A 1,684-nucleotide genomic window follows, 5' to 3' on the forward strand; every position below is an offset into this window, starting at 1 on the left:
GCCTGGCCGACCTTCAGGGCGAGTTCCGGCGTGATGACGCCGTTGGCCCGACCCCGGATGCCGTCCGTTCCGAAATACTTGCGCGACATGCTCTTCGCGTCCCGTCTTCTGTTCGCGGTTTTAGGGAACTTCAGTCCGTCTCACGACGCTCGTCCCGATCGGCTTCGTCCAGTCCGGTCCGGGCGGACCAGCGTCGTGCCGGGGCCTGAAGATCCGGTTGCGGGACTGCGCACGAGTCGCGCGGATAGCCACGAGCCCGTCACAGCGTTACCGGGGCCTTTACGCGAACGAGCCCGCTGGTGGCGGGCCCGTGGTCTCGTCGCGAGCGCACGGCTCGATGTGATCGGTGCTCGCTGCCGAGCACCGATCGGTCAAGGGTCGATCGCTCAAGCCTGGGGCTGCGGCTCCAGACCGTCGCTGCCGCGGGGGCGGCCACGGCCGGCGGAGGGCACCGAGGAGCCCCGCAGGGTGGTCGGCCCGTCGCCGGAATCGCGGATCGGCGGCTTGCCGGCGATGAGGTTCTTGATCTCGTCGCCAGACAGGGTCTCGTATTCCAGAAGGCCCTGGGCCAGCGCCTCGAGGTCGTCCTTGTGCTCGCCGAGGATGCGGCGGGCTTCCTCGAGCCCGGTCTCGACGAGGCGGCGTACTTCCGCGTCGATCTTCTGGGCGGTGGCCTCCGAGACCGTCTGCTGACGGCCCATGGACATGCCGAGGAAGACCTCGTCGTTGTTCTCGCCGTAGGCCACGGTGCCGAGTTCGGGCGAGAAGCCCCAGCGGGTCACCATCATGCGGGCGAGACGGGTGGCCTGCTCGATGTCGGACTGGGCGCCGGAGGTCACCTTGTCGGCGCCGAAGGTCATCTCCTCGGCGATGCGTCCGCCCATCATGATGGCGAGGCGCGAGGTCATCTGCTCGAAGGACATCGACAGCTTGTCGCGCTCGGGCAGCTGCATGACCATGCCCAGGGCCCGGCCGCGCGGGATGATCGTAGCCTTGTGGACGGGGTCCGTCGCCGGGACGTTGAAGGCCACGATGGCGTGGCCACCCTCGTGATAGGCGGTCAGCCGCTTCTCGTCCTCGGTCATGACCAGGGTGCGCCGCTCGGCACCCATCATCACCTTGTCCTTGGCGTCCTCGAACTCGTGCATCGTGACGATGCGCTTGCCGCGCCGCGCAGCGAGCAGGGCCGACTCGTTGACGAGGTTCATCAGATCGGCGCCCGAGAAGCCCGGGGTGCCGCGCGCGATGACCTTGAGGTCGACGTCCGGCGCCAGGGGCACCTTGCGGACGTGGACGCGCAGGATGCGCTCGCGGCCGACGACGTCGGGGTTCGGCACCATGATCTGGCGATCGAAGCGGCCCGGACGCAGCAGGGCGGGGTCGAGCACGTCGGGACGGTTGGTCGCCGCGATGATGATCACGCCCTCGTTGGCCTCGAAGCCGTCCATCTCCACCAGGAGCTGGTTCAGGGTCTGCTCGCGCTCGTCGTTGCCGCCGCCGAGGCCGGCGCCGCGATGGCGACCGACCGCGTCGATCTCGTCGATGAAGATGATGCAGGGGGCGTTCTTCTTGGCCTGCTCGAACATGTCACGGACACGCGAGGCGCCGACGCCGACGAACATCTCGACGAAGTCGGAGCCCGAGATCGTGAAGAACGGCACGTTGGCTTCACCCGCGACCGCCC

The 1,684-nt window shown here is 68.5% G+C and carries 1 protein-coding gene; it reads right to left on the reverse strand.

What is annotated here, in order from left to right; translation table 11 throughout:
* Window positions 1-386: 386 nt before the first annotated feature.
* Window positions 387-1,684: ATP-dependent zinc metalloprotease FtsH (gene ftsH / locus K2X24_RS05995; protein WP_292495673.1), on the reverse strand; the 1,298-nt coding region annotated here is incomplete at its 5' end.

The sequence above is a fragment of the Methylobacterium sp. genome (assembly GCF_019750675.1).
Classification (GTDB): domain Bacteria; phylum Pseudomonadota; class Alphaproteobacteria; order Rhizobiales; family Beijerinckiaceae; genus Methylobacterium.